This window comes from Streptomyces pyxinae, assembly GCF_024756275.1.
Classification (GTDB): domain Bacteria; phylum Actinomycetota; class Actinomycetes; order Streptomycetales; family Streptomycetaceae; genus Streptomyces; species Streptomyces pyxinae.
Map to the genome: position 1 here is coordinate 1 of NZ_JANUGQ010000021.1, position 26200 is coordinate 26200.

The following is a 26200-nucleotide window of genomic DNA, read 5'->3' on the forward strand; positions in this document are numbered from 1 at the left end:
TTCCCGGGTTGCGAACAGTCGCACCGGTTGAACAGTTTCACTTCATTAATTGAAAAGTGTGCTTGTTCGCTAGAACCCGATAGGGTTTCGGTGGTCATAGCGTTAGGGAAACGCCCGGTTACATTTCGAACCCGGAAGCTAAGCCTTTCAGCGCCGATGGTACTGCAGGGGGGACCCTGTGGGAGAGTAGGACGCCGCCGAACAATCTTTCAAGGACCTCTGGTCCCAGCGTGCAGCGCTGGGACCAGAGGTCCTTTTTGTTTTGTGCTTATCCCTCGAAGCGCGTCGATCCGCCGGCTGCGCGAGAATGAATGCGTTACCCGAAGACAGGAGCTGTACCCATGTCCACCTACTCCTCCGACGACCGTCCGGAGCGCGAACCGCGTCGTAGGGACGGTGGCGGCGACCGGGGCGGCTTCCGTCGGGACGACCGGCGGGACGATCGCCGCGATGACCGTCGTGACGACCGGCGCGGTGAGCGCCGTGACGACCGTGGGGGCTTCCGGCGGGACGACCGCGACCGTGACCGGGGCGGCGACCGTGACCGGGGCGGTTTCCGCCGCGATGACCGGCCCGCTTTCCGACGTGACGAGCGTCGGGACGACCGACCGTCGTTCCGGCGTGACGAGCGGCCTGGTTTCCGTCGGGACGACAACCGGGGTGACAACCGGGGCGGCGGCTTCCGCCGTGACGACCGCCGGGATGATCGCCGCGACGACCGCCCGGCCTTCCGCCGTGACGACCGGCGTGACGAGCGCCGTGACGACCGGCCGGCTTTCCGCCGGGACGACCGTGACCGGGATCGCGGTGGCTTCGGCCGCCGGGACGAGGGCCGGGGCGGTGGGTTCCGCCGCGATGATCGTCGTGACGACCGCCGGGATGACCGTCCGGCCTTCCGCCGGGACGACAACCGGGGCGGCGGATACGAGCGCCGTGACGACCGTGGGGGCTTCCGTCGCGACGACCGGGACCGGGGCGGCGACCGTGACCGGGGTGGCTTCCGCCGTGACGAGCGTCGGGATGACCGCCCGTCGTTCCGGCGTGACGAGCGCCGTGACGACCGTCGGGACGAGCGGCCGGCCTTCCGGCGGGACGACGACCGGCCGCGTGGTCCGCGTCGTGACGACGAGCGCGGTGGCTCGGGCGGGTTCCGTCGGGACGACCGTCGGGACGACCGCCCCGGTTTCCGTCGCGACGACCGGCGGGACGACCGCGGGGGCTTCCGGCGTGACGACCGGGACCGGGACCGTGACGGGGGTGGCTTCCGTCGCGACGACCGCCGCGACGACCGTGGGCCGCGTCGGGACGACCGGCGCGGTGGCGGCGGCTTCCGCCGGGACGACCGGCGTGATGACCGGCGGGACGACCGCCGGGGTGGCGGCTTCCGCCGGGACGGCAGGGACGAGAACCGGGGCGGCGGGTTCCGGCGGGACGACCGGGACCGGGAGCCGGTGAAGCGGCTGCCCATCCCGGAGGACGTCACCGGTGACGAGATCGACCAGGACGTGCGGCAGGACCTGATGTCGCTGCCCAAGACCCTGGCGGTCGACGTGGCCCGGAACCTGGTCATGGTCGCCCGGCTGATCGACGAGGACCCGGAGCAGGCGTACGGCTACTCGCGGGTGGCGCTGCGACTGGCGTCCCGGGTGGCGTCGGTGCGGGAGGCGGCCGGCTTCGCCGCGTACGCCAACCAGAAGTACGCCGAGGCGCTGGCCGAGTTCCGGGCCGCCCGGCGGATGACCGGCAGCGTGGAGCTCTGGCCCGTGATGGCCGACTGCGAGCGCGGCCTCGGCCGTCCGGAGCGGGCCGTGACGATGGCCGGCGAGCCCGAGACGCACAAGCTGGACAAGGCCGGCCAGGTCGAGATGCGGCTGGTCGCGGCCGGGGCGCGGCGGGACATGGGCCAGCTGGACGCGGCGATCGTGACCCTGCAGAGCCCGGAGCTGACCGCGCACTCGGTGCAGCCGTGGACCGCCCGGCTCCGGTACGCGTACGCCGAAGCCCTGCTGGCGGCCGGGCGCGAGGACGAGGCCCGTGAGTGGTTCGCCCGTGCCCTGGAGGCGGACAAGGACGGCTCCACCGACGCCTCCGACCGGCTGGCGGAGCTGGACGGGGTGGAGTTCCTGGACGTGGCCGACGAGGCCGGGGGCGAAGCGCCCGCGGAGGAGCGGGACGGCGAGTCGGTGAAGGACGAGCCGGTGAAGGGTGAGCCGACCGACGGGCCCGCCGACGGCGAGAGCGGCCGGCGGGACTGATCCGGCGGGACTGACCCGCCGCCGGGCGGAGGCCCGGCGGCGATGTCCCAGAGCCAAGAGCAGAAGGGTGGCACCCCGGCCGGGGTGCCACCCTTCTGCCGTACCCGGGGTCGGCGGCCCGGCTCAGTCGACGGTCAGTCGATGGCCAGGCTGCGGAGCACCAGACCGGTGGCGGGCTTGGGGCCGAAGGAGGTCGACTTGCGCGGCATGGTGACGCCCTGCCGGGCCAGGTCGCGGACGACCTCCTCGCGCACCGGGTGCATCAGCACCGCGGTGGCGTCGTACCGCTCGGCCTGGGCGACGACCGCCTCGGTGTCATGGATGTAGGCGATGTGCTCGGGGGCGTCCGGGACCCGCCAGAGATGGTCCAGCAGGGTGGCGTGCAGAACGGTCGCGTCCAGGGTGCGCCAGGCCGCCGGGCGGTCGGCCGGCACGGTGCGGGCCAGCAGCTCCGGGGCCGGGCGGTCGATCAGGTGGAAGCGCCCGTCGCCGGCGAGCAGGAACGCGTTGCCGTGCCGGGCGGCGCCGGCCAGCGCGGACAGGGCGCTGGGCAGCCGGGCGTCCGGCAGCGTCCGTATCCGGAAGGCGCCGTCCAGCGCGGCGAGCGCCTTGGGCACCGGCAGCCGGTGCAGCAGCCGGTGGATGGCGCGGACCTGGAGCGGGTAGCGGGCCGTGTCGATCAGCAGCACCAGGCCGTACCCCCAGGGGCCGGGCGCCGGGTGCTCGTCGCGCAGCCGGAGGTAGGTGGCCCAGCGGTGGTGGCCGTCCGCGATCAGCGCCTGGTGCCGGGCGAGGTCCTGGGCGGTGGCCGCCAGCTCGGCCGGGTCGGTGATCGCCCAGAGCCGGTGACTGAAGCCGTCCTCGGTGGTGGTGGCGAGCAGCGGGGGCCGCTGGATGACACGTTCGATGACGGCGGTGGCCCCGGTGGCGCTGCCGTCGCCCCGGTACGTGAGAAGAAGCGGTTCCAGATTGGCGGCGGTGCCGCGCATCAGGCCGGCTCGGTCCGCCACCACGTGCGGCATGACGTCCTCGTGCGGGAGGACGACCCCTTCCTCGGGCGCGGAGAGCTCCAGGGCGCCGATCAGCCCGCGCTGCAGGATGTCGCCGTTGCGCTGCTCGTACACGTACAGCGCGGGCTCGGCTTCCGGGGTGAGCACCCCGTCGGCGAGCCAGCCGCTGAGCGTCTCGGCGGCCAGCCGGTTGCGGGCGTCGGGCTCGGCGGCCTGCGGCAGGATCAGCCGGACGATGTTGTGCGGGTCCAGGGACTCCAGGTGGTGCAGGCCGTCGGGCCGCACGACGACGTCGTACGGGGGTGAGGTCACCGCCGCGATACTGCCCACCCGTTCGGCGTCGTAGCGCAGTCCACGGAAAGGAATCACGTGCAGACCGTCGTTGGCCGCAGAACCTGTCGAGTCCATCCCTGCATCGTATGTGTGATCGGGTATGCGCGATGATCGGGGGCAGTCGGAAGCACACGGTGAGTAGCGTGCCGGGTGGGCACACGGTGAGTCACCCGCTGAGTCACCTGCTCAGTCACCCGCTGACTCACCCGCTGAGTGAGGAGTACGGATATGGGGCAGCCGGCCAGGACGCGTCCGGGCACCAGCACGCAGGCACTGAGCGAGACGTACGACACGGCGCTGCTGGATCTGGACGGGGTGGTGTACGCGGGCGGTGAGGCCATCGAGCACGCCGTGGACTCGCTGGGCACGGCCCGCCGGGGCGGGATGCACCTGGCGTATGTCACCAACAACGCGCTCCGGACTCCGGACGCGGTGGCCGCGCATCTCACCGAGCTGGGAGTGCCCGCCGAGGGCACCGATGTGATCACCTCGGCCCAGGCGGTGGCCCGGCTGATGGCCGACCAGCTGCCGGCGGGCGCCCGGGTGCTGGTGGTCGGCGGCGAGGGGCTGCGGGTGGCGCTCCGGGAGCGGGGGCTGGAGCCGGTGGAGTCGGCCGACGACGACCCGGTGGCCGTGGCGCAGGGGTACGGCGGCCCGGAGCTGGCCTGGGGGCGGTTCGCGGAGGCGGCGTACGCGGTGGCGCGCGGGCTGCCGTGGTTCGCCTCCAACACCGACCTGACCATCCCGAGCGCCCGGGGTATCGCGCCCGGGAACGGGGCGGCGGTGGAGGTGGTCCGGATCGCCACGGGCGCCGAGCCGCAGGTGGCCGGGAAGCCGCTGCCGCCGATGCACCGCGAGACGATCCTGCGCACCGGGGCGAAGAAGCCGCTGGTGGTGGGGGACCGGCTGGACACCGACATCGAGGGCGCGGTCAACGGTGGGGTGGACTCGCTGCTGGTGCTGACCGGGGTGACCACCCCGGCGGAGCTGCTGGCCGCCCGGCCCGAGCACCGTCCCACCTATGTGGACGCGGATCTGCGCGGGCTGCTGACCGCCCAGCCGGAGGTCGGCGCGGCGGAGAAGGGCGACGGCGGACACGTCTGCGGGGGCTGGACCGCCTCGGTACGCGGCAAGGCGCTGGCCCTGGACGGTGACGGCGAGCGGCTGGACGGGCTGCGGGCGCTGTGCGCGGCGGCCTGGGACCACGCGGGCGACGACTCCTGTGCCCTGGAGGCGGGGGAGGCGCTGGCCCGGCTGGGGTGGTGAGGCCCGGCCGACCGGGGCGGTGAGTCCCGGCCGGGAGCAGCGGGACGGCCGGGAGGGCAACGGGCTGTGCCGTCGTGCGGCCGGGGCCGACGGGGCCCGTGCCCGCCGCGCTCCGGAGCGGAGGGGGGAACCGGCGTCCCCGGCTCCGGCTCCGGCCGCCGTCCGGCCGCGACCGGGGCCCGGGAACCCCGGGCCGGGGGCGGAAAGCGCAGGGTAGGCTAGCCTAACCACGTGTTGGTCCAGAGTCCTCCCCGACAGAGCGCGGAGCCGAGGCCCGCCACCGTCCGGAAGCGCCAGACACTGCGCGCGGCCGGACTGCTGGCCGCCGTCGGTGTCCTGCTGCTGGTCTGCGTCGCGAGCATCGCGGTCGGCGCCAAGGCGATTCCGCTCGGTGAGGTGTGGCACGGCCTGTTCCATCCCACCGGCACCGGTGACGATGTGATCGTCCGGGACGTCCGGGTGCCCCGCACCCTGATGGGGGTGCTGGTCGGCGTCGCGCTCGGCCTCTCCGGCGCGGTGATGCAGGCGCTCACCCGCAATCCGATGGCCGAACCCGGACTGCTCGGCGTCAACGCGGGCGCGTCCGCCGCCGTCGTCTCGGCCATCAGCTTCCTCGGGATCACCTCGCTGACCGGCTATGTCTGGTTCGCCTTCCTCGGTGCCGCCGTGGTCTCGGTGGTGGTCTATGTGCTGGGCGGCACCCGGGGCGCCAACCCGGTGCGGCTCGCGCTGGCCGGCACCGCGGCGACCTTCGCGCTCTACGGCTATGTCAACGCCGTACAGCTGCTGGACTCCGCCGCCCTGGACCGGCTGCGATTCTGGACCGTCGGCTCGCTGGCCGGCGCGGACCTGGAGACGGTCGGCAAGGTCTGGCCGTTCATCGCCGCCGGGGTCGTCCTCACCCTGCTGATCGCCCGGCCGCTCAACGCCATGGAGATGGGCGACGACACCGCCCGGGCGCTGGGCGCGCACCTGACCCGCACCCGGGTGCTGGCGATGGTGGCGATCACCCTGCTGTGCGGGGCGGCCACCGCCGCCTGCGGGCCGATCGTGTTCGTCGGGCTGATGGTGCCGTATCTGGTCCGGACGCTGACCGGGCCCGATGTGCGCTGGATCCTGCCGTACGCGGCGGTCCTCGCCCCGGTCCTGCTGCTCGGCTCGGACGTGCTCGGCCGGGTGGTCGCCCGGCCCTCGGAACTCCAGGTCGGCATCGTGACGGCGCTCGTCGGCGGCCCCGTCTTCATCCACCTTGTCCGCCGCAAGAGGATGGCGCAGCTGTGAGCACCACGATCCGTACGGCACCCGCCGAGGGCGGCCGGGCACTGGCGAAGGGGGTCCGCGCGATACGCACCCCCGGCGGCCTCTCGGTCCGGGTGGAACCCCGGGCGGCGGCCGCCGGGGTACTGCTGACCCTGGTGACGCTCGCCGCCGGTGTCCTGCTCATCGGCAGCGGCGACTTCGACATCCCGCCGGACCAGGTCGTCGCCACCCTCCTCGGCCACGGCGACGCGGCCCAGGAGTTCATCGTCCACGACCTCCGGCTGCCCCGGGCGCTGGTGGCGGTCCTGGTCGGCGGCGCGCTGGGACTCGGCGGCGCCGTCTTCCAGTCGATCACCCGCAACCCGCTCGGCAGTCCCGATCTGATCGGTTTCGGCCCCGGCGCCACGGTCGGCGCGCTGACGGTGATCGTGCTGCTGCACGGCGACGCGGCGGCCACCTCGGCCGGCGCGGTCGCCGGGGGGCTGCTCACCGGGGCGCTCATCTATCTGCTGGCCTGGAAGCGCGGGGTGCACGGCTTCCGGCTGGTGCTCATCGGCATCGGCACCGCCGCCATGCTGACCGCGGTCATCCACTATCTGGTGACCAAGGCCGATCTGGTCGACGCGACCCGGGCCACGCTGTGGATGACCGGCTCGCTGGACGGCCGGGACTGGGCGCAGTTCTGGCCGCTGCTGATCGCCTCGGTCGTCCTCGTCCCGCTGATCCTGGCCTTCGGACGGCCGCTGCGGATGCTGGAGATGGGCGACGACGCCGCGTACGCGCTGGGGGTACGGGTGGAGCGGACCCGGAGCGTGCTGATGGTCGCGGCCGTGCTGCTGGTCTCCCTCGCCACCGCCGCCGCCGGGCCCATCGCCTTCGTCTCGCTCAGCGCCCCGCAGCTGGCCCGCCGGCTCACCCGGTCGCCCGGTCCCAATCTGGCCGCCGGGGCGCTGATGGGTGCCGCGCTGCTGCTGGTCGCGGACTGGACGGCCTCCAACGCCTTCGGCGAACGCCAGCTCCCGGTGGGCGTGGTGACCGGAGTGGTCGGCGGCGTCTATCTGCTCTGGCTGCTGGTCGCGGAGCGCCGGGCCGGACGGATCTGAGCCGGAGCCGAGCCGGTGCCGAGCCGGATCCGAGACGGACCCGAGCCGCCGCCCCGCCGACCCGTGGCCGGCGCCCCGGCCACCCGCCCGACCGCCCGACCGCCGGCCCCCGCGCCCGGTCCCGTACCACCCCCGTACGACCCACTCCCCGCCCGCCACACCCGCCCCACCGCTCGTACCACCCGCACGACCCGGAAATACCAGACTCCAGGAGTACGCCCATGCAGCGCCTCAGTGCCGAGTCGGTGACCCTCGCCTATGAGCAGCGGGTCATCGCGCGCGACCTGTCGGTGGAGATCCCCGACAACTCCTTCACGGTGATCGTCGGCCCCAACGCCTGTGGCAAGTCCACCCTGCTGCGGGCCCTCTCCCGGATGCTCAAGCCGACCGAGGGCCGGGTGCTGCTGGACGGGCAGACCATCCACTCCATGCCCGCCAAGAAGGTGGCCAGGACGCTCGGCCTGCTGCCCCAGTCGTCCATCGCGCCGGACGGCATCACCGTCGCCGACCTGGTGGCCCGGGGCCGCTACCCGCACCAGGGGCTGCTGCGCCAGTGGTCCCCGGAGGACGAGCGGATCGTCCAGGAGTCCATGGCGGCCACCGGCGTCGCGGAGCTGGGCGAGCGGTACGTGGACGAGCTCTCCGGCGGCCAGCGCCAGCGCGTCTGGATCGCCATGGCCCTGGCCCAGCAGACGCCGCTGCTGCTGCTGGACGAGCCGACCACCTTCCTGGACATCCAGCACCAGATCGATGTGCTGGACCTCTGCGCCGAACTGCACGAGACCCAGGGCCGCACCCTGGTCGCCGTGCTGCACGACCTGAACCACGCGGCCCGGTACGCCACTCACCTCATCGCGGTGCGCGACGGGGAGATCGTGGCCGAGGGCCCGCCGTCCGAGGTGGTCACCGCCGAGCTGGTGGAGAAGGTCTTCGGGCTGCGCTGCCAGGTCATCGACGACCCCGAGACCGGCACCCCCCTGGTGGTCCCGGCCGCCCGCGCCGCCCGCCGCCCCCAGGAACCGGCCGCCGTCCAGCAGGTCTGAGCCCCGCCGGACCGAGGACCGGCCCTACAGCAGGGAGCGCAGGCGCAGCAGGTCGCGGAACCCCGCCTCCAGCCGGACCCGGCCGGCGGCCCAGGCCCGGGCGAAGTCCAGCTCGCCGGCGACCAGCGCCACCAGGTCGTCCCCGGTCATCGCCAGCCGCAGCTGCGCCTTCTGCCGGGGCGGGCCGGCCAGCCGGTCCTCCACCACGATCCGGCCGTTCTCCAGCCGGCCGGTGAAGGTGGTGTCCAGGTCCCGCAGATGGCAGCTGAGCGTCCGGTCCAGGGCGGTGGCGCCCCGGACCGGGCCGTCCGCCCCGGCCAGCCTGTCGCTCAGCCGGGCGAGCGCCGCCCGGCACTCCTCGATCGTCGCCATGGCGACCGACCGTACACCTCCCGGTCCCGGCGCTTCGCGGTAGCGTCGGGGGCATGAGCGACGCGCACCCGGGGCCCGCGCGGCCCGAGGATCCCGTACGCCCCGAAGCCCCCGCGCGGCCCGACGAGTCCGCCGGGCCCGGGGCGGGCGCGGGGCACGGCGGCGAACCGGCCGCCCCCGCCCCGCTCGGGGTGGTGCGGGAGCCGACCGGGCAGCCCTGGGTGGACGCGGCGCTGGAGCGGCTCGGGGCCGCCGACCACCTCCCGGCCGACGGTCATCCGGCCGTGTACGAGGATGTACACCGGGAGCTGCGTGAGACGCTCGCCGCGCTCGACGCCCGCCCCCAGCCCGCACCCCCGTACGACCACAGGAGCTGAACCGAACGTGGCAGGAGTGGCACGCCGCCGTCTCGACGCCGAGCTGGTACGCCGCAAGCTGGCCCGCTCACGGGAGCACGCCGGCCAGCTGATCGCGGCGGGCCGGGTGACCGTCGGCGGCAACCCGGCGAGCAAACCCGCCACCCAGGTGGAGACGGCCGCCGCCATCGTGGTGACCAAGGACGACAGCGACCCCGACTACGTCTCGCGCGGCGGCCACAAGCTGGCCGGGGCGCTCGCCGCCTTCGTGCCGCGCGGACTGGAGGTCGCCGGACGCCGGGCGCTGGACGCGGGCGCCTCCACCGGCGGCTTCACGGATGTGCTGCTGCGCGCCGGAGCCGCCCGGGTGGTCGCCGTGGACGTCGGCTACGGCCAGCTCGCCTGGTCGCTCCAGAGCGACGAGCGGGTCGTCGTCAAGGACCGCACCAACGTCCGGGAACTGACCCTGGAGGCGATCGACGGCGTCCCGGTCGACCTGGTCGTCGGTGACCTGTCGTTCATCCCGCTCGGCCTGGTGCTCCCCGCCCTCGCCGGGGTCACCGCGCCCGGGGCCGACCTGGTGCTGATGGTGAAGCCGCAGTTCGAGGTGGGCAAGGAACGGCTGGGCAGCGGCGGAGTGGTGCGCAGCCCCGAACTGCGCGCCGAGGCGGTACGGAACGTCGCCGCCCGGGCGGCCGGTCTCGGCCTCGGGGTGCTGGGCGTGGCGGCCAGCCCGCTGCCCGGCCCCTCCGGGAACGTCGAGTACTTTCTGTGGCTGCGGGCCGGGGCGCCCGCGCTGGATCCGGCCGATGTGGACCGCGCCGTGGCGGAGGGACCTCGTTGAACTCGCTGAACCCGCTCGATTCCCCGAACTTCCCGAACTCCCCGGAGTCCTCGAACTCCCCGAACTTCCCGGAGTCCTCGGGCCTCCCGGAGTCCTCGGGCTCCTCGGATGGCCCCCTGGCCGCTCCGGACTCCCCGGGTCTCCCGAACGCCCCGGGCTCCCCGGTTCCGGTCCCGGCCGGCACGCCGGCTCCGGCGGCTGCCGGGCGGCGTACCGTCTTCCTGCTCGCCCACACCGGGCGCCCGGCCGCCGTGCGCAGTGCCGAGCGCGTGGTGCTGGGGCTGCTGCACCACTCCATCGGGGTCCGGGTGCTGGCCGCCGAGGCCGCCGACCTCCCGCTGCCCGCCTCGGTGGCGGTGGAGACGGTCGCCGAGGCCACCCCCGACGTACTCGACGGCTGTGAGCTGCTGATCGTGCTGGGCGGTGACGGCACCCTGCTGCGCGGCGCGGAGTTCGCCCGGGCCTCCGGGGTGCCGATGCTCGGGGTCAACCTGGGCCGGGTCGGCTTTCTCGCGGAGGCCGAGCGGGACGACCTGGACCAGGTGGTCGAGCGGGTCGTCAGCAAGGCGTACGAGGTCGAGGAGCGGATGACCCTGGACGTCACCGTGCACAACAACGGGGACGTCCTCTACACCGACTGGGCGCTCAACGAGGCGGCCGTGCAGAAGGACGCGCCCGAGCGGATGCTGGAGGTCGTCGTCGCCATCGACGGGCGGCCGGTCACCGGCTTCGGCTGCGACGGGGTCATCTGCGCCACCCCGACCGGCTCCACGGCGTACGCCTTCTCGGCCGGGGGACCGGTGATGTGGCCCGAGGTGGAGGCGCTGCTGATGGTCCCGATCGGCGCCCACGCCCTCTTCGCCAAGCCGATGGTCACCACCCCGGACGCGGTGCTGGCGGTGGAGGTCGAGCCGCACACCCCGGCCGGGGTGCTCTGGTGCGACGGCCGCCGTACCGCCGCGCTCCCGGCCGGGGTGCGGGTGGAGGTGCGGCGGGGCGCGGTGCCGGTCCGGCTGGCCCGGCTGCACCACGCCTCCTTCGCGGACCGGCTGGTCGCCAAGTTCGCCCTGCCGGTGTCCGGTTGGCGCGGCGCCCCGCACTGAACCCCGGGCGTCCGGAGGCGCCGCGCCGAAGGCCCGGTACGGAAAGCCCCATGCGGGACGCTCCGTGCGGGAAGTCCCTGGACGGCGGGCCCCGCGCGGAAGGCTCCGTACCGGAGGTTCCGTACCGAAGGCCGTGCGCCGGGCACCCGTGGGGAACCGGCCAACGGGCCCGGCGGACGGTGCCGTTCCGGTGCCATGGGCCGGATGCGCTTCGTAGGCTGCCGGGATGAGCCTGCGGAAAGACTGTTTCACCTGCGCCCAGGAGCTCCGGGGCACCGCGCTGCCGCCCCGGGAACGGATCGCCGCCGACGACCACTGGCGGGTGGCGCACGCCACCGGGACGGCGCTGCCCGGCTGGCTGGTGCTGGTGCCCCGGCGCCATGTGACCGCCGTGTGGGAACTCACCGACGCCGAGGCGGAGTCACTGGGCAGCTGGCAGGTCCGGCTCTCCCGCGCGCTGCGCGAGGTGGTCGGCTGCCCCAAGACGTATGTGGCGCAGTTCGCGGAGGCGGAGGGGTACGCCCATGTGCACTTCCACGTGGTACCGCGCGACCGGGAGTTGCCGGAGGAGCTGCGCGGACCGGGTGTCTTCGGCCAGCTGAACCGCCCGGCGGAGGAGTGGGTCCCCGACGACCGGGCGGATCTGCTCGCCGAGTCGCTGGGCCTCGCGCTCTCGCTGGACGGGCTGAGCGCGGAACTGCTGGGCGCCGACGACCCGGAGGGCTGGGAAGGGCCGGCCGGCCGGGACGGCTCCGGGCGGGGGTGAGCCGTCCGGCGGGCACCCCCGCCCGGTCACTCCCGGTGATCGAATGCGCACTGGTCGTCCGTCCCGCGCGGACCCGGCCGGCCCACCCCGGCGGGTGACACCCCGGACCGGCCGCCCCCTTCCGACCTGCGAGTTCCGGCGCGCGGGCCGGGGGCCGTCGCACAGGGGGCGCCGGACCTCGTAAGGTCTTCTCTCGTGTTGGAGGAGATGCGGATACGGTCGCTCGGGGTCATCGACGACGCGGTGGTGGAGCTGTCACCCGGGTTCACCGCGGTGACCGGCGAGACCGGCGCGGGCAAGACCATGGTCGTCACCAGCCTCGGTCTGCTGCTCGGCGGCCGGGCCGATCCCGCGCTGGTACGGATCGGGGCCCCGTCCGCCGTGGTGGAGGGCCGGATCAGCCTGCCGCCCGGCGCCAAACCGGCCGCCAGGGCCGAGGAGGCGGGTGCCGAGCTGGACGAGGGCGCCCTGCTCATCAGCCGTACCGTCTCCGCCGAGGGCCGGTCGCGCGCCCATGTCGGCGGGCGCTCGGTCCCGGTCGGGCTGCTCGCGGAGCTGGCCGACGAACTGGTCGCCGTGCACGGCCAGACCGACCAGCAGGGCCTGCTCAAGCCGGCCCGCCAGCGGGGCGCGCTGGACCGGTACGCGGGCGAGGCGGTGGCCCGGCCGCTGACCGCCTACACGGAGGCGTACCGGCGGCTGCGGGCCGTCGCTGCCGAGCTGGAGGAGCTGACCACCCGGGCGCGCGAACGGGCCCAGGAGGCCGATCTGCTGCGCTTCGGCCTGGACGAGATCGAGGCGGTCGAGCCGCGCCCGGGCGAGGACCGGGAGCTGGCCGCCGAGGCCGAGCGGCTGGGGCACGCCGAGGCGCTGGCGTCGGCCGCCGCGCTGGCCCACGGGGCGCTCGCGGGCGACCCCGAGGACCCGGAGGCGGTGGACGCGACCACCCTGGTGGCGGGCGCCACCCGGGCGCTGGAGGCGGTCCGGGCGCACGATCCGGCGCTGGCCGCGCTGGCCGACCGGATGGGTGAGATCTCCATCCTGCTGACCGATGTGGCCGGTGAACTGGCCGGGTACGCGGATCATCTCGACGCCGACCCGCTGCGGCTGGCCGCCGTGGAGGAGCGGCGGGCGGCGCTCACGGCGCTCACCCGGAAGTACGGTGCCGACATCGACGCGGTGCTCACCTGGGCCCGGGACGGCGCGGCCCGGCTCGGGGAGCTGGACTCGGACGACGACCGGATCGCCGGACTGACCGCCGAGCGGGACCGGTTGCGGGCCGGGCTCGCCGAGCTGGCCCAGGCCCTCAGCGACGCCCGGACGGAGGCCGCCGACCGGTTCGCGGAGGCGGTCACGGCCGAGCTGGCGTCGCTGGCCATGCCGCACGCCCGGGTGTCGTTCGCGGTCAGCCAGACCGAGGACCCCGAGGGTGTGCTGGTCGGCGGGCGCCCGGTCGCCTACGGGCCGGCCGGCGCGGACGAGGTGGAGCTGCTGCTCGCCCCGCACCCGGGGGCGCCGCCCCGGCCGATCGCCAAGGGCGCCTCGGGCGGTGAGCTGTCCCGGGTGATGCTCGCGGTGGAGGTGGTCTTCGCCGGGACGGACCCGGTGCCGACCTATCTCTTCGACGAGGTGGACGCGGGCGTCGGCGGCAAGGCCGCGGTGGAGATCGGCCGCCGGCTGGCCAGGCTCGCCAAGTCGGCCCAGGTGGTGGTGGTCACCCATCTGCCGCAGGTCGCCGCCTTCGCGGACCGGCAGCTGCTGGTGGAGAAGACCAACGACGGTTCGGTGACCCGGTCCGGGGTCACCGTCCTGGAGGGCGAGGACCGGGTGCGCGAGCTGTCCCGGATGCTGGCCGGCCAGGAGGACTCCGAAACCGCCCGGGCGCACGCCGAGGAACTCCTCGCCACCGCCCGCGCGGACGCCTGAGCCGCAGACGCCGGGGCGCCGGAAGCTCTGAGTGCCCGAGCCCGGGCCCTGGGGGGACTCGGGCCTGGGCCCCGGCTCGGGGGCCTCGGGCTTTGGCCTCGGGGTCTGGGGGCTTGCGCTGCGGGACTCGGCCGCCCGGAGCGGGACTCCGGGCGGCCGGGACCGGGTGGCCGGATCTGCCCGGCCGGCCGACCGGCCCGTCCCGCCGGTCCCGGTCCCGGTCTGCGGGACGCCGTCCCGATCCGTGGAGCCAGGAGCCCCGGGGGCTTGGACCTCGACTGCGGGGCCCGGGCCCCGGGCCCCGGGCCTTGGACTTGACCGCCGGCCGGGCCCCCTGGGTACCCGGCTGGTTCCGGACGCGGCTCCGGGCGGCGGGACCTGACCGGGGCGGGCCCCGGCCCCCGGCCGACCGGTTCGGGGCCGACCGTCCCGTCCCGGCGGTCCCGGCCCGGGACGTCGTCCCGAGCCCTGGAACCACCAGGAGCCCGGGGGGCTTGGATCTCGGCTGCGGGGACCGGATGCCGGGGCCCGGGGTCGGTAGGGGCGGTCCTGCGGTCGACTGGCCGCCCGCAGCCGGCCCCTGGGCCCCTGGGCTGTCCGGTCGCGGGGCGGGCGGTCCCCGGGGGCTGCTCCGGACGCGCCCCCCGGCCCGATCGGTGCCTTCCGTGTGCCCGGGCTTCCTCGCCGCCGCCGGGGCGGGGGCCGTGGCCGGCCGGACCGGCCGCGCCGCGTTCTTCTTCGGTCCGGGACAGGGGCCGGCACGTGCTCCTGGCTCCGGATGCGGCGGGTGCGGCGCCCGGGGCGGACGACGGACGGCTGACGGCGGAGGGCTGACGACACCGGCCCGGGTTGCGGCTCCCGGACGCCCTGTGGCCCGGTACGGACCCCCTGGCGGCGGTGCCGGTCGCTCGCCGGCGGAGCGGGCAGGGGCCGCCCGCCCGGCGGGGGCGGTGCTCGCGTACGCGGTGAAGCCGGTGGCCGTACGGCCCGGACCCGGGTGTGCCGGGTGCGTCGTACCGACGGCGCCCGGCGGCCCGTCGCGGGCCCGCGCGACCGCCGGCCGTCGCGTCGACGGGTGCCTCCGGTGCGGCTCTCGCCGGTGACCCCGGTGACCCCGGTGACCCCGGTGGCCGGGCGGACCAGTGGCCCGGGGGAGCGGTGGGTGCTCGTGTACGTGACGGAACCGAAGGCCGCCGGCCATGGGCGGCGCCGACCCGCCGCGCTCGCCGGCCGCCGGGGAGGCCGGTCCCCGGGGAGGTCGGGCCTCGGGATGGCCGGGCCCCGGGAAGGCCGGGCCCCCGAGGGGCGGGCCGGGGCGTCGTGCGCGCCGGGGCGTTCCCTCGTGTGGGTGAACTGACGCCGGGACTTGGGTCCTTCGGCACAGGTGGTTCGCTCCGGCGGTGCCCCCGGGCGCGCGGGCGCTGGCATCCTGGGCGGGTGACACAGCTGCGTACGGTTCACGTCCTGGGCGGCGAGGGCACGGGCAGCGGGGCGCACCTCGGATCGCTGGCCACCGGGCTGCTCGCGCGCGGCGTGCGGGTCACGGTCTGCGCCCCCGCCCAGCTCCGCCGCGCCCCCGGGTTCCCGGCCGCCGGCATCCGGTTCGTCCCGGTGCCGCGCCGGAGCGACCCGCTGTCCCTGGCCGCGCTGCGGTCGGCCTGCGCGGGCGCCGACGTGGTGCACGCGCACGATCCGCACGCGGCGGTGCGGGCCGCCCTGGCGCTCGGGCCCCGGCGGGTGCCCGATCCGCCGCTCGTGCTCACCTGGCACGGCCGCCCGCCCGCCGACGGCCTGCGGGGCCGGGCGCTGCGCCTGCTGGAGACCCGGGCGGTACGGGCCTCCGCCGTGGTGCTGGCCGCCAGCACCGAACTGGTCGACCGGGCCCGCCACCGGGGCGCCCGGGACGCCCGGCTGGGCGCCGTCGCCCTCCCCGTACCCCGCCCGGAGCCCGCGCCGGCCGACGCCAAGCCCCGGGCGGAGCTCGGCGCCATGGACCGGGCGCTGGTGGTGGTGGCCGGGCCGCTGGAACCGCACCAGGGGTACGACACCCTGCTCCGGGCGGCCCGTCGGTGGCGGAAGCCGGGCCCGGCCCCGCTGATCGCCGTCGTGGGCGAGGGGCGCCACCGGGCCGCGCTCCAGCGGTGGATCGACGCCGAGCGCCTGCCGGTCCGGCTGCTGGGCCGCCGGGACGACCTCCCCGCCCTGATGGCCTCGGCCGACCTGGCGGTGCTGCCGGGCCGCTGGGAGGGCCGCTCCCCGCTGGCCCAGCAGGCGCTGCGGCTCGGTGTGCCGCTGGTCGCCGCCGCCGTCGACGGGGTGCCCGAGCTGGTGGGGGAGGCGGCCGAACTGGTGCCGTACGGGGACGCCGGAGCGCTCGCCGCCGCGGTGCCGGCGCTGCTCGGGGACCCGGACCGGCGGGCGGCGCTGGCGGCGGCGGGGCCGCTACGGGCCCGCCGCTGGCCGACCGAGGACCAGACGGTGGCCCAGGTGCTCGGCGTCTACGACGAGCTGGCCGCCCGGGCCTGAACGCCCGGCGGCGCGGGCGCCCTCACCCGGTGTGGCGGCGGGCCCGGAGAGCGAGCGAGAGGGCCAGTACGGTGCCGGGGTCGTCCAGGTCGGTGCCGAGCAGCTCCCCGATCCGGGCCAGCCGGTTGTAGAGGGTCTGCCGGTTGAGGTGCAGCTCCCGGGCGGTCTCGGCCTTCCGCCCGGCGTGCGCCAGATAGGTCTCCAGGGTCGGCAGCAGCGCCGGCCGGGAGGCCCGGTCATGGTCCCGCACCGGGCCGATCGCCCGCTCCACGAAGGCGGCCAGGTCCGGATGCTCCCGCAGCCGCCACAGCAGCAGGTCGATGTCCAGGTCCCGCGCGTCATGCCAGGGGCGGTCGGGCAGCCCGCCGGCCGCTACCGCCGTCTCCGCCGCGTGCCGCAGCCCCGCCGGGACGGCCGCCCAGCCGCCCGCGACGCCCACCACGACCACCGGCGGCCGGTCCCCCGCCCGGCCGGCCAGACCGGCCCGCTCCACGCCCGCCCGCAGCGCCGCCGCCACCCGGTCGGCGACCGCCGCCCGCTCCGCCCCGGCGCGCAGCCCGAGCAGCAGCGGCACCCGGCCCTCCACCGGGCGTACGCCCAGCAGCACCGGTACGCCCACCGAGGCCAGCTCCTCCAGCACCGCCCGGGCCAGCACCGCCCAGTTGCCGGCCGGGCCCAGCTCCGCCGCCAGCCGCATCACCACCGGCAGCAGCGGTCCTTCGCCGGACCGGAAGCCCAGCACCCGGGCCTGCGCGGGCGCGTCATCGGCGGTGATCCGGCCCTCCGCCAGATCGGTGAGGAAGTCGCCCCGGCCCCGGGCCGCCAGCTCCTCCTCCTGGCGCCGCTGCATCAGCACCACCGCCAGGATCCCGGAGGCCCGTTCGGCCGCCATCCGGTGGACCGGCGCGAGCGGCGCGGCGACCGCGGGCACCAGCAGCCGGGCCCGCACCGGGCCCGGCCCCGGGCCGGCGCCCCCGCGTACCGCGCCGGGCCCCGGCGGCGCCCCGTCCCGTACCGCGCCGGCCGCCGTACCGCCCCCCGGGACGTCCACCAGCACCGCGCCCGCCGGGGGTCCCGCCTCCCGGGCCGCCCGCTTCCCGCGCAACCCCTCCCACACCTGGAGCGGATCGGCGCACTCGTCCCCGGACCCGCTGGCGGCGGCGTACAGCAGCTCGCCCTCGGCGGTCTCCAGGAAGACCGGGTTGCCGGAGAAGTCCGCGAGGATGCTCAGCACCTGGGGGATGCCCCCGCCCTCCAGCAGCGCCCCGGTGCACCGCCGGTGGACCTCCTCGGCCCGCCGCAGCAGCGTGTAGTGGCCGTTGACGATCTCGGTGTGCACCTCCTCGGTCACCGAGACGAACGCCACCTCCCGGTGCAGCTGCACCAGCGGCAGTCCGGCCGCCCGGGCGGTCTCCACCAGCGGCGCGGGCAGCCGCTCGAACCGGTGTCCCAGCTCCACCACCAGCGCCGCGATGCCCCGGTCCGCCAGCCGCCGGACGAAGGCCCGCTGCTCGGCCGGCCGGGTGGAGAGCCCGATCCCGGTGGTCAGCAGCAGTTCACCGCCCTTGAGCAGCGAGGCGATGTTCGGCACCTCGCCCGCGTGCACCCAGCGCACCGTACGGTGCAGCCGGTCCGCGCCGGCCACCACCTCCGGCAGCCCGCCGCGCAGCCCGGGCAGTTCCAGTGCCCGGCGTACGGTGATTCCGCCCTGCTCGTCCATGCGGCCGGACGCTACCCGGCCCGCCGCCGCCCGCACATCACCCGCCCGGCACCCCGTCCGGCGGCCGGCACCCGGACGACCCGCGTCCCCCGGCAACTCGCCGCCCCCGCTTGACGGTTGTCCGACCCACCGCCCGATGTGGCGTACCTCACAGGGTTCGGACCCCGCGCACCGCGGAGGGAGCGGCGGCCGGGCAGCCGTACGGCCCCGGGCCCGGCGAGACCGGGACCACGGGGCCGTGGGAGGACGAGCGGCGGAGTCGTACGCGGGAGGGCCCCGGCGGCCCGGAGCCGTACCGGAGGAGGTCCCGGGTCGGCCCCGGAAGCCGGAGCCGTACCGGAGGCCCCGGCGGCCCGGAGCCGGCGCCCCGGGACCGACCCGGCCTCGGCCGGCCGGCCCCGGTCAGCCGCCGTACGCGCCGGAGGCGGTCAGCCGCAGGGCGGTGTCGATCAGCGGCACATGGCTGAACGCCTGCGGGAAGTTGCCGACCTGGCGCTGGAGGCGCGGGTCCCACTCCTCGGCCAGCAGGCCCAGGTCGTTGCGGAGGCCGAGCAGCTTCTCGAAGAGCTTGCGGGCCTCGTCCACCCGGCCGATCATCGCCAGGTCGTCGGCCATCCAGAACGAGCAGGCCAGGAAGGCGCCCTCGTCGCCGGGGAGGCCGTCCACGCCCTCGTCGCTGCCCTCGGTCGGGTAGCGCAGGATGAAGCCGTCCGAGGTGGACAGCTCCCGCTGGATCGCCTCGATGGTGCCGATGACCCGCTTGTCGTCCGGCGGCAGAAAGCCCATCTGCGGGATCAGCAGCAGGGAGGCGTCCAGCTCCTTGGAGCCGTACGACTGGGTGAAGGTGTTGCGCTCGGGGTCGTACCCCTTCTCGCAGACGTCCCGGTGGATGTCGTCGCGCAGCTCGCGCCAGCGCTCCAGCGGGCCGTCGGCGTCGCCGGACTCGATGAGCTTGATCGTCCGGTCGACGGCGACCCAGGCCATCACCTTGGAGTGCACGAAGTGGCGGCGCGGTCCGCGCACCTCCCAGATGCCCTCGTCCGGCTCCTGCCAGTGCTCCTCCAGATAGGCGATCAGCCGCAGCTGGAGCAGGGAGGCGTAGTCGTTGCGGGCGAGCCCGGTCATATGGGCCAGGTGCAGGGCCTCGGTGACCTCGCCGTAGACGTCCAGCTGGAGCTGGTGGGCGGCGCCGTTGCCGACCCGGACCGGGGCGGAGTTCTCGTACCCCGGCAGCCAGTCGAGCTCGGCCTCGCCCAGCTCGCGCTCGCCGGCGATGCCGTACATGATCTGGAGGTTCTCCGGGTCGCCGGCCACCGCGCGCAGCAGCCACTCGCGCCAGGCGCGGGCCTCCTCGCGGTAGCCGGTGCGCAGCAGCGAGGAGAGGGTGATCGCGGCGTCCCGCAGCCAGGTGTAGCGGTAGTCCCAGTTCCGTACGCCGCCGATGTCCTCCGGCAGCGAGGTGGTCGGCGCGGCGACGATCCCGCCGGTCGGCGCGTAGGTCAGCGCCTTCAGGGTGATCAGCGAACGGACCACGGCCTCCCGGTAGGGGCCGCGGTAGGTGCACTGGTCGATCCACTCCCGCCAGAACTCGGCGGTGGCGTCGAGCGCGCCCTCCGGGTCCGGCAGCGCGGGCTCCGGGTGGTGGGACGCCTGCCAGCTGAGGGTGAACGCCACCCGCTCGCCCGGGGCGACGGTGAAGTCCGCGTAGGTGGTCAGGTCCTCGCCGTACGTCTCCGCCTCGGTGTCGAACCAGACCGCGTCGGGCCCGGCGACGGCCACCGTGCGGTCGCCGATCCGGTGCACCCACGGCACCACCCGGCCGTAGGAGAACCGCATCCGCAGCGCCGAGCGCATCGGCACCCGGCCGCTGACCCCTTCCACGATCCGCACCAGCTGCGGGGCGCCGTCCCGGGGCGGCATGAAGTCGGTCACGCGGACCGTGCCGCGCGGGGTGTCCCACTCGGATTCCAGGATGAGGGAGTCCCCGCGGTACCGGCGGCGGGTGGCGGCCGACGGCTCCGCACCGGCGGGGTGCGCGGGCCCGAGCCGCCAGAAACCGTGTTCCTCGGTGCCGAGGATTCCCGCGAAGACGGCGTGCGAATCGAAGCGGGGCAGGCACAGCCAGTCGGCCGTGCCGTCCCGGCAGACCAGGGCGGCGGTCTGCATGTCTCCGATGAGTGCGTAGTCTTCGATGCGCCCGGCCACGTGCATCTCCAGTCGAACGGCCACGTCCGCCCCGTGGGGCGCTTACTGGGGGTGGGTGTCGCTGGCAGCTGGCAGCTGCCAGAAAGGGACAGAGGGGTTGGGGTCGGGGTCCCGCGTTCAGCCCATCAGTCCATCTGAACATCAGAACACCAAAACATCCGAACACCGTCACGAACGGCGGGTCCCCCGTGGCGGTGGGGGTGGTGCCGCGCACGGGTCCGCTCGTAAACGAATGTCCGAGCAGGATACGACGCGCACCGCCCCGCCGTGTGAGCGTCCCTGTCTGCCAGTTGAGCCGATCGGGTGAGCCGGTAGCGGGCTGTACGAGACCGGTAGCGGGCTGTGCGATTCCATGCCCGCGCCCGCCCGTGGCCACCCCGCGTCCGCTGCCGTGACCGCCCCGCTTCCGCCCTCGTGGCCGGCCGGGGTCCCGCTCCCGGGTGGCCTCCGGGTGGCCGGATCCCGGTGGCCGGAAGCAGCCTCATCGTGGCGCTGATACCCTGGTAGCCCGTGGACCGGTGGCGCCGCGCCGGACGATCGGCGGCCCCCGAACCGCAGCGACGGCACCCCCGGAAGTCTCCGGTCGGACGCCGGTGCGCACCTTCAGAACGCGACCACGGGAGCCCCCTCTTGGCCATGCCGCCCGCTGCTTTTCGAAACAGCACAGCCACGACGACCAAGCACATCTTCGTCACCGGAGGTGTGGCGTCCTCCCTCGGCAAGGGCCTCACCGCCTCCAGCCTGGGTGCGCTCCTCAAGGCGCGGGGCCTGCGTGTGACCATGCAGAAGCTCGACCCGTACCTCAACGTCGACCCCGGCACCATGAACCCGTTCCAGCACGGTGAGGTGTTCGTCACCAACGACGGCGCCGAGACCGACCTGGACATCGGTCACTACGAGCGCTTCCTCGACGTCGACCTGGACGGCTCGGCCAACGTCACCACCGGCCAGGTCTACTCGCAGGTGATCGCCAAGGAGCGGCGCGGCGAGTACCTCGGGGACACCGTGCAGGTCATCCCGCACATCACCAACGAGATCAAGTCCCGGATCCGCCGGATGGCCACCGACGACGTGGACGTGGTGATCACCGAGGTCGGCGGCACGGTCGGCGACATCGAGTCGCTGCCGTTCCTGGAGACCGTCCGCCAGGTCCGCCACGAGGTCGGCCGGGACAACGTCTTCGTGGTGCACATCTCGCTGCTGCCGTACATCGGCCCCTCCGGCGAGCTGAAGACCAAGCCCACCCAGCACTCCGTCGCCGCGCTCCGCAACATCGGCATCCAGCCGGACGCCATCGTGCTCCGTGCCGACCGGGACGTGCCCACCGCCATCAAGCGCAAGATCTCGCTGATGTGCGACGTGGACGAGGCGGCCGTCGTCGCGGCCATCGACGCCAAGTCCATCTACGACATCCCCAAGGTCCTGCACACCGAGGGCCTGGACGCCTATGTGGTGCGCAAGCTCGACCTGCCCTTCCGGGACGTGGACTGGACGACCTGGGACGACCTGCTGGACCGGGTGCACAACCCCGACCACGAGGTCACCGTCGCCCTGGTCGGCAAGTACATCGACCTCCCCGACGCCTACCTCTCGGTGACCGAGGCCATCCGGGCCGGCGGCTTCGCCAACCGGGCCCGGGTGAAGGTCAAGTGGGTCACCTCGGACGACTGCCGCACTCCGGCCGGGGCCGAGAAGCAGCTCGGTGACGTGGACGCCATCGTGATCCCCGGCGGCTTCGGCGAGCGCGGGGTCAACGGCAAGGTCGGCGCCATCCAGTACGCCCGCGAGAAGAAGGTCCCGCTGCTCGGCATCTGCCTGGGCCTCCAGTGCATCGTGGTCGAGGCCGCGCGGAACCTGGCCGGCATCGCGGACGCCAACTCCACCGAGTTCGACCCGGCCACCGGCCACCCGGTCATCTCGACCATGGAGGAGCAGCTCGCCTACGTCGAGGGCGCCGGCGACCTGGGCGGCACCATGCGCCTCGGCCTCTACCCGGCCAAGCTCGCGGAGGGCTCGGTGGTCCGCGAGGTCTACGCCGACCAGCCGTACGTCGAGGAGCGCCACCGCCACCGCTACGAGGTGAACAACACCTACCGCGCCGAGCTGGAGAAGAAGACGGGCATCGTCTTCTCCGGCACCTCCCCGGACAACAAGCTGGTGGAGTACGTGGAGTACCCGCGCGAGGTGCACCCCTACCTGGTCGCCACCCAGGCCCACCCCGAGCTGCGGTCCCGCCCGACCCGGCCGCACCCGCTCTTCGCCGGTCTGGTGAAGGCCGCCGTCGAGCGCCAGGGCGCCGGTGCCGGTGCGGCCGCCGCTGCCGGTTCCGCGCCGGTCTCCGAGGCGCCGGAGGCCACGGCCGCCGAGTGAGCCGGGCCCCTCGCGGGGGCCCCGGGCTCCGGCCATGACCGGCCGGGTGGCCCGGCCGTGATCGTCCCGGTGGCCCGGGCGTTACGGTTGACCGGGGTACGCGCCCGTCCGGGCGGGTGCCCCGGTTTTCCGTGTCCCGGTACGTGCCCGGCCCGTATCCGGGTACGCGGCACGCCGGTACGCCAGGTCGTCCCGTACGGACCGTCACGCACGGGCCGTACGGATCGCACGGGCCGTACGGATCGCACGGATCGTCACGCTCGGAGGAACGTCTGCCATGACCCCCATCAAGGACACGCCCGAGGAGTGGGAGGTCACCGCGACCACCACGCCGTTCCGGGGCAAGAAGACCAGTGTCCGCACCGACGACGTGGTCATGCCGGACGGCTCCGTGGTCACCCGGGACTACCAGGTGCACCCCGGCTCCGTCGCCGTGCTGGCGCTGGACGAGGAGGACCGGGTCCTGGTGCTCCGCCAGTACCGCCACCCGGTCCGGCACAAGCTCTGGGAGATCCCGGCGGGCCTGCTCGACGTGCCCGGCGAGAACCCGCTGAGCGCGGCCGTCCGCGAGCTGTACGAGGAGGCGCACGTCAAGGCCGACGACTGGCGGGTGCTGACCGATGTCTTCCCCACCCCGGGCGGCTGCGACGAGGCGGTACGGATCTTCCTGGCGCGCGGCCTCGCGGAGGCGGAGGGCGCCCGGTTCGAGGTCGCCGAGGAGGAGGCCGACATGGAGCTGGCCCGGGTGCCGCTCGCCGAGCTGGCGCGCGGGGTGCTGGCGGGCGAGCTGCACAACACCTGCCTGGTGGTGGGCGTGCTCTCGGCCCTCGCCGCCCGGTCGGGTGACGGCTTGGACGCCCTGCGCCCGGCGGACGCCCCCTGGCCCGCCCGGCCGTTCACGGCCTGAGCCTCCCGGTTCCCGGGCACCGGGACACCGCGACCCGCCGTCGGCCTTCCCGGTGAGGTGGCTGTACGCGGAGGTTCCGGGGTACCGCGACCCGCCGGTGCGCCGTGGGCCGGGCCTTCGCCGGGCATCGGGACACGGGGCCCCGGGCACGCGGAGCCCGTTCCCCGAATGGGTGCATGCCATGGGTTTGTGGTGTGACCATCGGGTGATCCGATTGGGGGATCGACCGCCCTGCTCGGCGCTGACGGCACGCGCCGCTGAACTACGCTCGGACCACCCGCGCGGAGACCCGGCGGGTTCGGCAGGTGCGGACGGACGGGAGCGTGGCCCGTGGCTGATCAGGCGGTGGACCCGGGCGGCACCGGACGGCACCGGAAGGCCGCTGTCCCAGGGCCGGGCGTCCGGCCGCCGCGTGTCTTCCTGGGCCGGCAGCGCGAGCTGAAGGAGCTGCGCGCCGACATCGCCCGCGCCGGGCTCGACACGCTGGCCGGCCGCAAGCCGCCGCGCGCCCGGATCCTGCTGATCGCCGGGGGCCCCGGCAGCGGCCGTACCGCGCTGGCCGGACAGCTCGTCTCCGACCTCGCCCGGGGCTACCGGGACGGGGTGCTGCGAGCCCGGCTGACCGAGCCGGGCGGCGAACCGGTACCGGTCGAGCGGGTCGCCCGGGACCTCCTCGCACTGCTCGGGGTGGCCACCCCGGCCGGGGCCGACGCCGAGGAGCTGTCCGGACTGCTGCGCACCACCCTCGCGGACCGCCGGGTGCTGCTCCTGCTCGACGACGCGGCCGACGCCGAACAGGTGGACGCGCTGCTGCCGGACAACCACGCCTGTCTGGTCGTCGCCGTCGCCCGGGGCCCGCTCACCGGCATCACCGACGTCCGGCCCTGCACGGTCGGCGGCCTGGACACCAAGTCGGCCATCGAGCTGCTCGACGGCTACGCCGGTTCGGTGCGCATCACCGTGGACCCGCAGGCCGCCGAGACCCTCGCCGAGCTGTGCGGCGGGCTGCCGGCCGCCCTGGTGCTGGCGGGCGGCTGGCTGGCCGCCCGGCCGATGTCCTCGGTGGCCGATCTCACCAAACGGCTCCGCGCCGTTCCCGAGAACCCCCTGATCCCGGCCGACCAGTGGCCGCTGGCCCGCGCCTTCCGGGTCGCCTACGAGGCACTGCCCGCGGGCGCCGCCCGGATACTGCGGCTGCTCGCCCTCGCCCCGCTCGGGGCCGTGGACGCGCAGACCGCCTCCGCGCTGGCCGGCTGCTCCGTGGCGACCGCCCAGTCCCTGCTGGAGTACTTCGCCGCCGCCGGTTTCGTACGGGAGGGCGCGGGCGGACTCGTACGCTCCCTGGGACCGGCGCCCCGGGCCGCCACCGGATCCGCGTCCGCGGCGCGCGCGGCGGCCACCACCCAGTACGGCGCCGAGGCCGGGGCGGGAGCCGGCACCGCACGCGGACCCGGTCGGCCGAGCGGACCCGAGGAGGCCGGCGGAGAGGGCGCGGCGGGCACCGGCGGACCGGACCGGCAGTACGAGGTGCCCGGCTGTCTGCTGCCGCTGCTCGCCGCCGTGCTGGTGGCCGAGGACCGGCCGGCCGAGATCCAGCTCGCCCGCGCCCGGATGCTGGAGCGGACGGTACGGCTGCTGCACGCCAGCCGGGTGGCGACCGAACCGGAGGGCTCGGCCGCCCGCCGCCGGCTGGCCGGCCGGCCCCGGGCGCTGCGGTTTCCGTCGCCCGAGGCGGCCGGGGCCTGGCTGCTCGACCGGCAGCCGGCGCTGCTGGCCGCCGCCCGGCTCGCGGTGGCCGACGGGGACCTGGACACCCTGGCCCGCCGGCTGGTCGCCGCGCTGGTCCGGGCGCTCACCGCGCACCGGGGCGCCGAGGAGGCCGCGCCCGAGCTCTACGGGCTGCACGGGCTGGTGCTGGACGTGGCCGGGCGGCGTGGGCTGCACCGGGAGCGGGCCGCCGCCCTGCTGAACCTCGCCGATCTGGACGTCCGCACCGGCCGGCCCGGGGAGGCCCTGGCCCGGTACCGGGAGGCGCTGGACGCCGGACGGCTGGCGGGGGACCCGTACGCGGTGGCCCGGGCGATGGAATCCATGGGCGGCGCGCACCAGGAGCTGGCGGACTGGCCCCGGGCCGCCGACTGGTACGGCAGGGCGCTCGCCCAGCGGCTGGCCCGGGACGAGCGCGCCGACCAGGCCCGGCTGTACGGGCGGCTGGGCGCCGTCCTCACCTACGAGGGCCGGTACGGCGAGGCCCTGCGGAACTGGCGGGCCGCCGCGGCCGGGTACCGCCGCCTCGGTGACCTTCCGGGCCATGCCCGGGCGCTCAGCGAGGTGGCCCGGGTGCAGGAGTACGCGGGGCGCCCCCAGGAGTCGCTGCGCACCTGCGAGGAGGCGGTGGACTGGGCCCGCCGGGCCGGGGACGAGCGGCTGCTCGCCGCGCTCCAGCTGCGGCTGGCCGACACCCTGGACCGGCTGGGCGACCCGGCGGCGGCCCGGCTGCACCGGGCGGCGGCGGAGAAACTGCTCCGGGACCGCCGGGCCGCCGAGGCCGGCGGCCGGGGCGAGGGCGAGCCTAAGGGGGGCGCGACCGGCACCCCGGAGGCGGGCGGTGCGGCCGGGGACGGCACGGACGGCGACGCGGACAGTGACATGGACGACTCGGGTGGCTTCTCGGGCGGCGTCTCGGGTGGTGACACGGGCGGCGTGGAGGGGCCCGGCACGGCCGTCCGGGACCCGCTCGGGGCGGCCGTCGGGGCCGGTCAGGGCGCCCGGGAGGGCCTCAAGGCAACATCCACTGGCCAGGACACCTAGATGGCCTGCGAAATCCGTACTGCT

General features: G+C 75.5%; 18 protein-coding genes and 1 rRNA gene. 15 read left to right on the forward strand and 4 right to left on the reverse strand.

All coding sequences use genetic code 11. The annotated features are described in order from the left end of the window. Positions 1 to 86 precede the first annotated feature (86 nt). Positions 87 to 203 (forward strand): 5S ribosomal RNA (gene rrf / locus NX801_RS22040). A gap of 1302 nt (positions 204 to 1505) precedes the next feature. Then, positions 1506 to 2255, forward strand: a complete 750-nt coding sequence (locus NX801_RS22045) for a tetratricopeptide repeat protein (RefSeq protein ID WP_258789658.1) — start codon at positions 1506 to 1508, stop codon at positions 2253 to 2255. Between the two features lie 134 nt (positions 2256 to 2389). Here the strand turns inward: NX801_RS22045 and NX801_RS22050 are convergent, their stop codons facing one another. Further along, positions 2390 to 3673 carry a DUF1015 domain-containing protein gene (locus NX801_RS22050; protein ID WP_258789563.1) on the reverse strand — a complete coding sequence of 428 codons (1284 nt, stop codon included), beginning with the start codon at positions 3671 to 3673 and terminating at the stop codon, positions 2390 to 2392. 153 nt (positions 3674 to 3826) lie between these two features. Here NX801_RS22050 and NX801_RS22055 point away from each other — a divergent pair, with 153 nt between their 5' ends. From NX801_RS22055 to NX801_RS22070, 4 genes are all read left to right on the forward strand, one after another. Beyond that, complete coding sequence (locus tag NX801_RS22055; RefSeq protein WP_258789564.1) at positions 3827 to 4864, forward strand: HAD hydrolase-like protein; 1038 nt, start codon at positions 3827 to 3829, stop codon at positions 4862 to 4864. Between the two features lie 231 nt (positions 4865 to 5095). Next, positions 5096 to 6145, forward strand: a complete 1050-nt coding sequence (locus NX801_RS22060; RefSeq protein WP_258789565.1) for a FecCD family ABC transporter permease — start codon at positions 5096 to 5098, stop codon at positions 6143 to 6145. Further along, positions 6142 to 7227: a FecCD family ABC transporter permease gene (locus NX801_RS22065; protein WP_258789566.1), complete on the forward strand. Its 1086-nt coding sequence runs from the start codon at positions 6142 to 6144 to the stop codon at positions 7225 to 7227. Before NX801_RS22060 ends, NX801_RS22065 begins: the two co-directional genes overlap by 4 nt. A gap of 221 nt (positions 7228 to 7448) precedes the next feature. Further along, positions 7449 to 8270 (forward strand): ABC transporter ATP-binding protein, encoded by an 822-nt coding sequence (locus NX801_RS22070; protein WP_258789567.1) that lies wholly within the window; start codon positions 7449 to 7451, stop codon positions 8268 to 8270. Positions 8271 to 8294: 24 nt separating this feature from the next. Here NX801_RS22070 and NX801_RS22075 read toward each other — a convergent pair whose 3' ends face one another. Then, positions 8295 to 8642 (reverse strand): SCP2 sterol-binding domain-containing protein, encoded by a 348-nt coding sequence (locus NX801_RS22075; protein ID WP_258789568.1) that lies wholly within the window; start codon positions 8640 to 8642, stop codon positions 8295 to 8297. 53 nt (positions 8643 to 8695) lie between these two features. Here NX801_RS22075 and NX801_RS22080 point away from each other — a divergent pair, with 53 nt between their 5' ends. The 6 genes from NX801_RS22080 (at position 8696) to NX801_RS22105 (ending at position 16163) form a co-directional block, all read left to right on the forward strand. Beyond that, positions 8696 to 9019, forward strand: a complete 324-nt coding sequence (locus NX801_RS22080) for a hypothetical protein (RefSeq protein ID WP_258789569.1) — start codon at positions 8696 to 8698, stop codon at positions 9017 to 9019. 7 nt (positions 9020 to 9026) lie between these two features. Continuing rightward, complete coding sequence (locus tag NX801_RS22085; protein ID WP_258789570.1) at positions 9027 to 9842, forward strand: TlyA family RNA methyltransferase; 816 nt, start codon at positions 9027 to 9029, stop codon at positions 9840 to 9842. Positions 9843 to 9958: 116 nt separating this feature from the next. After that, positions 9959 to 10945: an NAD kinase gene (locus NX801_RS22090; RefSeq protein ID WP_428986201.1), complete on the forward strand. Its 987-nt coding sequence runs from the start codon at positions 9959 to 9961 to the stop codon at positions 10943 to 10945. Between the two features lie 226 nt (positions 10946 to 11171). Beyond that, complete coding sequence (locus NX801_RS22095; protein WP_258789571.1) at positions 11172 to 11711, forward strand: HIT family protein; 540 nt, start codon at positions 11172 to 11174, stop codon at positions 11709 to 11711. Positions 11712 to 11918: 207 nt separating this feature from the next. Beyond that, on the forward strand, positions 11919 to 13637 hold the full coding sequence (gene recN, locus NX801_RS22100; protein ID WP_258789661.1) for a DNA repair protein RecN: 1719 nt from the start codon (positions 11919 to 11921) through the stop codon (positions 13635 to 13637). Between the two features lie 1437 nt (positions 13638 to 15074). Further along, on the forward strand, positions 15075 to 16163 hold the full coding sequence (locus NX801_RS22105) for a glycosyltransferase family 4 protein (protein ID WP_258789572.1): 1089 nt from the start codon (positions 15075 to 15077) through the stop codon (positions 16161 to 16163). 22 nt (positions 16164 to 16185) lie between these two features. Here the strand turns inward: NX801_RS22105 and NX801_RS22110 are convergent, their stop codons facing one another. Together NX801_RS22110 and NX801_RS22115 are read right to left on the reverse strand one after the other, a co-directional pair. Beyond that, positions 16186 to 17883 (reverse strand): PucR family transcriptional regulator, encoded by a 1698-nt coding sequence (locus NX801_RS22110; protein ID WP_258789573.1) that lies wholly within the window; start codon positions 17881 to 17883, stop codon positions 16186 to 16188. 402 nt (positions 17884 to 18285) lie between these two features. Beyond that, complete coding sequence (locus NX801_RS22115) at positions 18286 to 20088, reverse strand: glycoside hydrolase family 15 protein (RefSeq protein ID WP_258789662.1); 1803 nt, start codon at positions 20086 to 20088, stop codon at positions 18286 to 18288. Positions 20089 to 20724: 636 nt separating this feature from the next. Between NX801_RS22115 and pyrG the strand changes: the two genes are divergently transcribed. The 3 genes from pyrG to NX801_RS22130 all read left to right on the forward strand — a co-directional run bounded on the left by pyrG (position 20725) and on the right by NX801_RS22130 (position 26176). Next, positions 20725 to 22458 (forward strand): CTP synthase, encoded by a 1734-nt coding sequence (pyrG, locus tag NX801_RS22120; protein ID WP_258789664.1) that lies wholly within the window; start codon positions 20725 to 20727, stop codon positions 22456 to 22458. A 277-nt stretch (positions 22459 to 22735) separates the two neighbouring features. Then, the gene (locus NX801_RS22125) at positions 22736 to 23365 is read left to right on the forward strand and encodes an NUDIX domain-containing protein (RefSeq protein WP_258789574.1); all 630 of its coding nucleotides are present in this window, start codon (positions 22736 to 22738) and stop codon (positions 23363 to 23365) included. A 330-nt stretch (positions 23366 to 23695) separates the two neighbouring features. Then, a complete protein-coding gene (locus tag NX801_RS22130; protein WP_428986197.1) occupies positions 23696 to 26176 on the forward strand; it encodes a tetratricopeptide repeat protein in 2481 nt (826 codons plus the stop codon). Positions 26177 to 26200 lie beyond the last annotated feature (24 nt).

Coding starts and splice junctions, on each gene's coding strand:
- NX801_RS22050 (WP_258789563.1), bottom strand. CDS start 3,673: ATGGACTCGACAGGTTCTGCGGCCAACGACGGTCTGCACGTGATTCCT.
- NX801_RS22055 (WP_258789564.1), top strand. CDS start 3,827: ATGGGGCAGCCGGCCAGGACGCGTCCGGGCACCAGCACGCAGGCACTG.
- NX801_RS22070 (WP_258789567.1), top strand. CDS start 7,449: ATGCAGCGCCTCAGTGCCGAGTCGGTGACCCTCGCCTATGAGCAGCGG.
- NX801_RS22075 (WP_258789568.1), bottom strand. CDS start 8,642: ATGGCGACGATCGAGGAGTGCCGGGCGGCGCTCGCCCGGCTGAGCGAC.
- NX801_RS22080 (WP_258789569.1), top strand. CDS start 8,696: ATGAGCGACGCGCACCCGGGGCCCGCGCGGCCCGAGGATCCCGTACGC.
- NX801_RS22095 (WP_258789571.1), top strand. CDS start 11,172: ATGAGCCTGCGGAAAGACTGTTTCACCTGCGCCCAGGAGCTCCGGGGC.
- recN (WP_258789661.1), top strand. CDS start 11,919: ATGCGGATACGGTCGCTCGGGGTCATCGACGACGCGGTGGTGGAGCTG.
- NX801_RS22110 (WP_258789573.1), bottom strand. CDS start 17,883: ATGGACGAGCAGGGCGGAATCACCGTACGCCGGGCACTGGAACTGCCC.
- pyrG (WP_258789664.1), top strand. CDS start 20,725: ATGCCGCCCGCTGCTTTTCGAAACAGCACAGCCACGACGACCAAGCAC.
- NX801_RS22125 (WP_258789574.1), top strand. CDS start 22,736: ATGACCCCCATCAAGGACACGCCCGAGGAGTGGGAGGTCACCGCGACC.